At 63.3% G+C, this 7,363-nt stretch carries 9 protein-coding genes and 1 pseudogene; 3 read left to right on the forward strand and 7 right to left on the reverse strand.

Annotated features, from left to right (window positions below; all coding sequences use genetic code 11):
* Window positions 1-79: 79 nt before the first annotated feature.
* A complete protein-coding gene (locus tag BN1233_RS12865; RefSeq protein WP_187144287.1) occupies window positions 80-952 on the reverse strand; it encodes an ABC transporter substrate-binding protein in 873 nt (290 codons plus the stop codon).
* Between the two features lie 267 nt (window positions 953-1,219).
* Between BN1233_RS12865 and BN1233_RS46860 the strand changes: the two genes are divergently transcribed.
* Together BN1233_RS46860 and BN1233_RS12875 are read left to right on the forward strand one after the other, a co-directional pair.
* Window positions 1,220-1,483 (forward strand): Rossmann-fold NAD(P)-binding domain-containing protein, encoded by a 264-nt coding sequence (locus BN1233_RS46860; protein ID WP_052763783.1) that lies wholly within the window; start codon window positions 1,220-1,222, stop codon window positions 1,481-1,483.
* A gap of 222 nt (window positions 1,484-1,705) precedes the next feature.
* On the forward strand, window positions 1,706-2,287 hold the full coding sequence (locus tag BN1233_RS12875) for a Rossmann-fold NAD(P)-binding domain-containing protein (protein WP_244470893.1): 582 nt from the start codon (window positions 1,706-1,708) through the stop codon (window positions 2,285-2,287).
* Between the two features lie 67 nt (window positions 2,288-2,354).
* Here the strand turns inward: BN1233_RS12875 and BN1233_RS12880 are convergent, their stop codons facing one another.
* The 5 genes and pseudogenes from BN1233_RS12880 to BN1233_RS12895 all read right to left on the reverse strand — a co-directional run bounded on the left by BN1233_RS12880 (window position 2,355) and on the right by BN1233_RS12895 (window position 5,222).
* Window positions 2,355-3,005 (reverse strand): glutathione S-transferase family protein, encoded by a 651-nt coding sequence (locus BN1233_RS12880; RefSeq protein WP_046864011.1) that lies wholly within the window; start codon window positions 3,003-3,005, stop codon window positions 2,355-2,357.
* Between the two features lie 111 nt (window positions 3,006-3,116).
* Window positions 3,117-3,259, reverse strand: a pseudogene (locus BN1233_RS49660) (MarR family transcriptional regulator); the annotation flags it as partial.
* Between the two features lie 25 nt (window positions 3,260-3,284).
* A complete protein-coding gene (locus BN1233_RS12885) occupies window positions 3,285-3,710 on the reverse strand; it encodes a VOC family protein (protein ID WP_046864012.1) in 426 nt (141 codons plus the stop codon).
* Between the two features lie 106 nt (window positions 3,711-3,816).
* Window positions 3,817-4,239, reverse strand: a complete 423-nt coding sequence (locus BN1233_RS12890) for a YciI family protein (protein ID WP_046864013.1) — start codon at window positions 4,237-4,239, stop codon at window positions 3,817-3,819.
* A 539-nt stretch (window positions 4,240-4,778) separates the two neighbouring features.
* Entirely contained in the window at window positions 4,779-5,222 is a 444-nt protein-coding gene (locus BN1233_RS12895) for a hypothetical protein (protein WP_147707218.1), read from the reverse strand.
* 665 nt (window positions 5,223-5,887) lie between these two features.
* Here BN1233_RS12895 and BN1233_RS12900 point away from each other — a divergent pair.
* Window positions 5,888-6,253, forward strand: a complete 366-nt coding sequence (locus BN1233_RS12900; RefSeq protein ID WP_046864015.1) for a hypothetical protein — start codon at window positions 5,888-5,890, stop codon at window positions 6,251-6,253.
* 498 nt (window positions 6,254-6,751) lie between these two features.
* Here BN1233_RS12900 and BN1233_RS12905 read toward each other — a convergent pair.
* Window positions 6,752-7,363: LysR substrate-binding domain-containing protein (locus BN1233_RS12905; RefSeq protein ID WP_048709100.1), on the reverse strand; the 612-nt coding region annotated here is incomplete at its 5' end.

Raw genomic sequence — 7,363 nt, forward strand, 5'->3', positions numbered from 1 at the left:
GATTCACGTGACTAGATCTTTCTCGGACAATCCGAAGGTGATTGATGCGATCAGCGGTTTCACCGCAATCCTTCGGATGTCATTCGATCAGCTTGTCCGCCTGCAGGAGCAAGGATGGCGGTATCGTAAGGCCGAGTTGCTCGGCAGCCTTCAGATTGATGACGAGCTCAAACCGACTTGGCTGTTCGACTGGAATGTCCGCGGGATTAGCGCCTTTGAGAATCCTATCGACATGGGCTGCTGCTAGACGGAAGGTCTCGGCGAGGTCGGGCCCATAGCTCATCAGGCCGCCGCCTGCGAGGTAGGCCTCGTTCGAGAACATCGTTGCCAATCGATATCGGTGTGCCGCCGCAGCGATCTCCGCACGAAAGGTGATCGTCGAACTGTCGGAGAGTGTCAGAATGGCCGCAGCCCCAACCTGTGCCGCTCGCGCCATGACTTTTTCCAGATCGTCGGGAAAGCGGGCATCGAGCGACGTGATGCCAATTCCGAGCGCGCTTCCGGCTGCTTCCGCTTCCCGGAACTGGTTCAGCCCTCCGGGATTTTGGGAGTTCCATAGAATCCCGACACGAGACAACCCTGGAAGAGCCGCCTTGAGCAACTCGAGGCGCTTGGGCGTCAACTCGGGGGCATAGACCGAGCGTCCCGTGACATTACCACCGGGTCGTGCAAGGCTCGCAACCAATCCGTCCGCCACTGCATCCTGGCTGCTCGCCATGACAATCGGGGTCGTCGTTGTCGCGGCCTTCAGTGCCCTCACGGACGCGGCTCCCGCCGTGACGATCACATCGACCTTCTGGCTGACCAACTCGCCCGCAAGCGTGGGCAGTCGCTCGCTTTTTCCTTCCGTCCACCGATACTCGATTGTAACATTCTGGCCTACGACATAGCCGTTCTGGCGCAGCCCCTGCACAAAGGCCTCATCGAAGGCTACGGGGCCAGATCGGTCCATGAGATAACCGATGCGCCAGGTCCGAACCTGTTGAGCTGCTGCCGCCAGGGAAATTAAGGCAAAGGCGATCACCAAGAGGGGCAAGTGTTGGAAGCTAGTGCAACTCTGCGCCCCAGGGCGGACTCCCTCAAGCGGCATGATGGATGATCCCCCTCACTCAGTATCCTGGTGGATCGTATGGCTATCTAGGCGTACAAAGCAGGTAGACTAGCCAATCCACGTCGCTATGGAGCAGCCCTTCATGACTGTCCCGAGCAGGCGCAGAAATTGAAGACGCTTGGGGCCGTCCCTGTTCCGGGCAGCCTGCTCGACCTCGATGCTTCCGGGCTCGCCAGCCTGATGTCAGGCAACGACATCGTCGTGTTCAGCGCTGGAGCCGGCGGCGCAGGCATCGAGCCGATGAGCGCCAACGATGGGCGCGGGCTGAAACTTGCGGCAGAAGCGACATTCATTGCAGGAATCCACCCTTTCATCCTGGTTTCGGTCTTGCCGGATGTGCTGCGCGAACAGGAAAGCTCGGCCAGCTTCTAAAACACTATCGAGTCAAGAAGAACGACATTGCGGCGACCATCGTTGAGCTCGAACCGCTCGCCGTCAACCGGATCATCATCGAGCTGACATCCGGCGAGGTTCCTGTCGCCGAGGCAGTTCGCAGGCCGCCGCGCGCATAGAGCGCCCGCATCGGCATGGAGGAGGTCGACCGACATGAAGCTGCTGCTCGTAGGTGCGACAGGCCTTGTAGGCAGCAACGTCTTGCGGCTGGCGCTCGCCGACCTTCGCATTGACGCGGTGATTGCTCCGGTCCGGCGCGTGCTGCCCGAAAATCCCAAGCTCCTCGCGCCAATTGTGGATTTCGAGGATTTGCCTGCGGACGCGGCATGGTGGGCGGTCGACGCCGTTATCTGCACCCTCGGCACGACCATGAGAACCGCCGGTTCGAGGGAAGCCTTCAGCCGTGTCGACCATGATTATCCGCTCGCTGTCGCCCGGCTCGCCCGGCAGCACGGCGCGTCGACCTTCATCCTGAACTCGGCGATCGGCGCGGACGTCTCCTCCCGCTTTTTCTACAACAGGGTGAAGGGCGAAGTGGAACGGGATCTCGCCGGTATCGGCTTTCGGTCACTGACCTATATACGGCCGGGCGTGATTGGTGGTGACCGGGATGAGTTCCGTCCAGCTGAACGCGTCGCTTCGGTCGTTCTTCGGCTTCTCGGGCCAGCGCTGCCACAGCATTGGCGTATCAACCCGGCCGAACGGATTGCAACCGCCATGGTCGAGGCTGCAGTCGCGGGGAAACCTGGGACGCACATCATTGCTTCGGGCGAATTGACGTGATGCATGTCGCAATCGTTGAAAACCTGGAAAACACGCGTCGTGGGTGTGGATGATCCTTGGCCTCTCCTCAGGCAGATGAGCCACCCGGTTCCGGGAAGTTTCGCTTCCACACGGGGATGAGCTTGGGCAATTCATCGGCTCGCCTCGCGATCCCGGTGAGCTTCGAACAGTTGTCTTCGAACCAGGCTCGGCCCGGCCGCCAGCGCGACATCGCCCCAACATAGATGTCGAGCGCCGAGAAGCGCTCGCCCAGAGCCCACGGGCCGCCCCCGATGTCCGTCTCCAGCTCGCGCCAGAGCCGCTTGCGGTATTCGTGCGTTGCCGTCCGCAGCCCTTCCGCGTCCGCGAGCGTCCAGCGCTCGGGATAATCGCCGTAGGTGAAGGTCGGGTAGACATTGGCGACGAGCCACACGAGCCGCCGCAGGTAGGCGGGCCGCTCCGGGCTCCCTGGGGGCGGTGCCAGTTCCGCGTCCGGATACGTCTCGGCCAGATGCAGGGCGATGGCCGCGCTCTCGGTCATCACGGTGCCATCCGGCAGGATAAGCGTGGGCACCTGTGCGATCGGATTGATCGCCAAGAGCCTGTCTCGTGCTCGCCCCGGCTTGTCGAAGCCCTCGACATCCTCGATCCGGAACGATGCCCCGCACCAAGTCAGCATCGCCTCCGCGAGCACCGAGCCCCAGCCCGGAACTCCATAGAGCACGTATTCGTCCATCATGGTTCCCACCGTTCATTCCCCTCGCTCGCCACGCCGGGATTCGCCAGTTCCCCACACGCCCTATTCCTGGCGGTTCGAAGGCGGTCCCTGCCCGAAAGCACGTCAGCCCGACGCCTTCTCGAGCCCGTCGATCCGGTTGGTCATCGTGCCGGAGGTGACCATGGTCATGGCCATCCGGTCTCCGGGCGACACGGCTTGGGGCGGCCCGGAGCAGCGCAGGGACGCCGGACATCGAAGCTGGCGCCGTTCAAGCCAATCTTCTCTTCGCGCTTGACGTCGTCAGGCCGGCTCGGCTTGCTGCTCGGCCACAGCCGCGACGTCCATCCACATCGGCTCGAACACATGGCCATCGGGATCCTCGAAGGTGCGGACGTACATGAAGCCCATGTCCTGGCGCTCGCGAGGGTCGGCCTTGCCGCCGGCCGCCGCTGCGGCCTCGACAATAGCGTCCACCTGTCCGCGGCTGTCGTGAGACAGGGCGATCAGCATGCCGGTGGTCTCGTGCGCATTGGCGATTGGCCTCCGCGTGAAGGTCGAGAAATAGGCGTGCGTCAGGAGCTGGAAGGTGATGGTGTCCGACCAGACCATCGAGGCCGCGTTCTCATCGCTGAACCGGTCATTCTTCTTGCACCCGATCGCTTGATAGAAGCGGGTTGCGGCGGCGAGATCCTTCACCGGCAGGTTCACGAAGATCATCTTGGGCATTGTGGGTCCCCTTGGTTTCGCCCTGATCGAGCGTCAGAGCATCGGTATCGAATTGCTCCTGGCGGGCACGGCAAGCGGTGGCCCCGCGCCCGCATCCGGCGAAGCGTCAGCGGCGTGCTATCCGATCGCGAAGCCGCTCTTCCTGCTCGGCGACCTCCGGTGTGAGGGTCTCGGCGAAGTCGGCCATTTCGTAGACCGGGCGAATTTCGATCTCGCTCGGGCCCGGCATTGGATTGGGGCAGCGCTTCACCCACGCGACTGCCTCGGCCATATCCTTGACTTGCCAGAGCCAGAAGCCGGCAACCAGCTCGCGGGTCTCGGCGAAGGGGCCATCGATGACGGTGCGGCTCGGGCCGTCGAAGGCGATGCGCTTGCCCTGAGCCGAAGGCGTCAGGCCCTCACCCGCCAGCATGATGCCGGCGTTGACCAGTTCCTCGTTGTACTTGCCCATGGCCTCGAGAAGCTCTGTCGAGGGCATGGCGCCCGCTTCGCTATCCTTCGTCGCCTTCACCAGAACCATCACGCGCATCGTCTTGTCTCCTCGATTGTAGAGGCCGCACCGGTCTCCCTGCTGTTATGACGAACGGAAGATGAGGGAATCGACAGCTCGCCGGAATTTTTTTCAAGTGAGGAGAGCCTGCCGTGAAGGCTCAGTCGAGAAATTTCTTGGATCACGCGTCTCTTTCGATAGTCAAGGATAACCATGCCCATCGACGCGTGTATCCAAGGAGTCATCATTCCAATTTTCCAGCAACAGAGTCGAACAGGCGGGTTCTCCAAGTTCGCAAAATCAGTCGCCCGACCGTGACATTTGACCCTGACAGGACCTTTAACCGCTACCTCCTGCCTTCATCGACCAGTCAGGGTGCTCGTCAGCCGAACAGCGCGCGAGCAATCCTGGTCGCATCGATCGGCTTCGCGCAACGAGGCACACCCCGTAGCGGAGCGGGATAGTGGCGTAGTCGTATCCCGTCGCGAACACGAAGGGATGTCACGCTCGACCGATGTATCGACCGCCGGACTCGTCCGCCCTGAGTCTGCGAGCGCGAGCCTCCAGGATCCGCGAGATCAGACGAGACCAGCCTGCCGGAGGACTGCCGCTGCCGAGATGGTTCTTCGGATGGTAGCGCCCAACTCCTCGTACAACGGCCCGACGACACCCTTGACGCAGATCTGGGCGTGAGAGCTGCGGACCGGATAGGCCTCGACGTTCAGCACGAGGTTGATCGTCTCGACTGTAACTTGCCAGCTGTTACTCTCGAATGATTTCACCGATCTTGCCCCCGATGCTCGGTAGGCCGCCCAGTCCGTGGCTTTACGGTCCCGCAGGTCGCCAGGTTGGCGGGCATCATGAGCGAGCAGGTGCTCGCAAACTGTGCGACCAAGGTCGGCATCGGCCACATCGATGGGTAAAACCGATGGCTCCCCGGTCTCCAGGATCACCGACCCGGGGACCCACATAATGGAAGTTACGAGGAACCGCCTTTCGGCATAGCGGTAGATGTGTGCCATCAGCTCACACCCAGTCGCGGCACGCTTCCGTTTTATGGCGTGCAACGACGATCCCGGGGCATCCTGGATGTCTGCATCAAGGGCAGGGGCCGTTCGCGAAAGAATACGTCGCAGCAATTCCATAGTCGGTTGCCAAGTTGCACGCTGCCGCAACCTACGTGTCGCATTCGTCAGGGGTCAATAGCGGTTCTGATCGGCGGCGCGACTGATGAAGTCTCGCATGGAATGAGGACCCTGCTACCAGGTTAGCCGAACTCCTGGAGCATTCGCTGGCGCGTGGCGACTGCGCGACGTTCGACTGTCACGTGGGGAGGTGGAGGAAAGACTCCGTGCTCCAAGGACGCTTCGGGTTTTCCGGTTGACAACACGCGAGCAGGTGGCGCCACGTGACCGTTGGAGTCGTTCGGTCCCGATGTGACGTTACGTGGTGCCTCCTGATCGTCGCGGGCCTCACCCTGACGTCTCTTCGAACATCCTGACACAGGCGGGACCGGCCCGCCTTGCCGTTGTCGCCACTCCGGCGTGCGCGGACCGGGCGCAGGGCCACCTGTCGCGAAGTGTCAGGTCCGTGTCCCAAACGATCAAGCACCGTCTCTCCCATGGTGTTACACGTGCAGACAGCCCGATCATGGGCTGCACCTCGTTCCTGAAAGGAGGAGGTTCACATGTCGCCCAATGCAAAGCATCTGTGGCCGCTTCTCGCGACGCTGGTCCTGATCCCCGGCGCGGCCATCGCGCAGCCGCAGACACTCCGTGTCTCTCCGGGGCCGACCGCCGGCACGGTCATGGTGGACGGCGCTCCTGCCAGCGTGGAGGAGCTGTTCGCCAGCGGGCCACACTACACCGACCCGAGCGGACGTCGGATCGGCCGCGGCAGCAGGATCCCGCGCTGGATTGCGGTCGGGTCGTTCCAGAACGTCTCGGTCCCGCATCTTCGCCGCGGCGGCCGCTACGGCTACTTCGTGTCGCCGGACGAGAAGCTCGTCGTCGTGGATGGGTCCCGCCATGTCAGGCGCGTGATCGCGCAGTGACCAAGGCGTGATACCGGCGATCGCGATCGGGCCGCGGTTGATCGCGACAGCGTCACCCGAAGCCGTCGGCCTGGCCCGCACGGATCATGTGCTATACGGGGTCCTGATCTCCTTTCTCCATTGAGATTCAGAGGGAGGCGGCGGCGCTTGGGTGGGGCTTCATCCCGAGTCCGCATGCAAGCTTTTCGACCTCGCGCGGATGATGAACGGCGATGTTCTTGATGACGCGCGACACACCGCGTGAGTCGTTCACTCGAGTGACGCTCGTGCGGGTTCGCGGCAATCCCTGGCAGTTCTCGATTCACGACAGAGTAGTTCCATCGATCCTCGTCAGGCCTCGATGTCGACGTGGCTGGTTTCGCTACCGGCCAGCACCGCCACCAGCGTGATGAGTGCCATCCCGACAGATAGACGCCGCCCAGAAGGCACGTCGTCCGTCATGGCCCCGTGGAAGAGCGGGAACAGGGCCGGACTCCCGACGCGGCCCCGTCCGCCGCGCTAACGGTTCGTTCTTCGCCGGGAAGCATGCTCTTCGGCCCGTCGGATGCTTTCGGTGCCGGAATGCGCGGCGAGCCCATCCTTGAACTCGATCATGGTGGAGCTTGCTGCTTCGCGGATCACGTCCGCGACCGCTTCGAGGGTCGGGCCGCGCTGGAAGCTCTTGCGGCTGACGAGGCGAATGGTGCGGCCGACCCCGCCGGCAAGCGGCCGGACGACCACGTCGCGCACCGTGGACGCGCGGGCCGCGAGCATCGGGATCACCATCGTGCCGTAGCCGGCCGCCACCATGTTGACGAGCGTTTCGAGGCTCGCGGCCCGCAAGGCGCGGGCGCGCGCGTCATGGCCGCCGCAGGCGGCCAGCGTCTGGTCGCGCAGGCAGTGCGGGTCGGCAAGGACCAGCATGTCGGGGGCGAGATCGCGCGCTGCAAGCTCCCCCGCTTGCGCGAGAGGGTGCGTGGCCGGAAGCACCGCCAGGAAAGGCTCCTCGAAGAGTGCAACCGATGCGAGGTCCGCCCCCGGCACGTCCGTCCCCACGAGGATGCCGTCGAGGGCACCGTCGCGCAGGCGCGCGACGAGATCGTCGGTGACATCCTCCCACAGTTCGATCGC

This window comes from Microvirga massiliensis, assembly GCF_001006805.1.
Classification (GTDB): Bacteria; Pseudomonadota; Alphaproteobacteria; order Rhizobiales; family Beijerinckiaceae; genus Microvirga; species Microvirga massiliensis.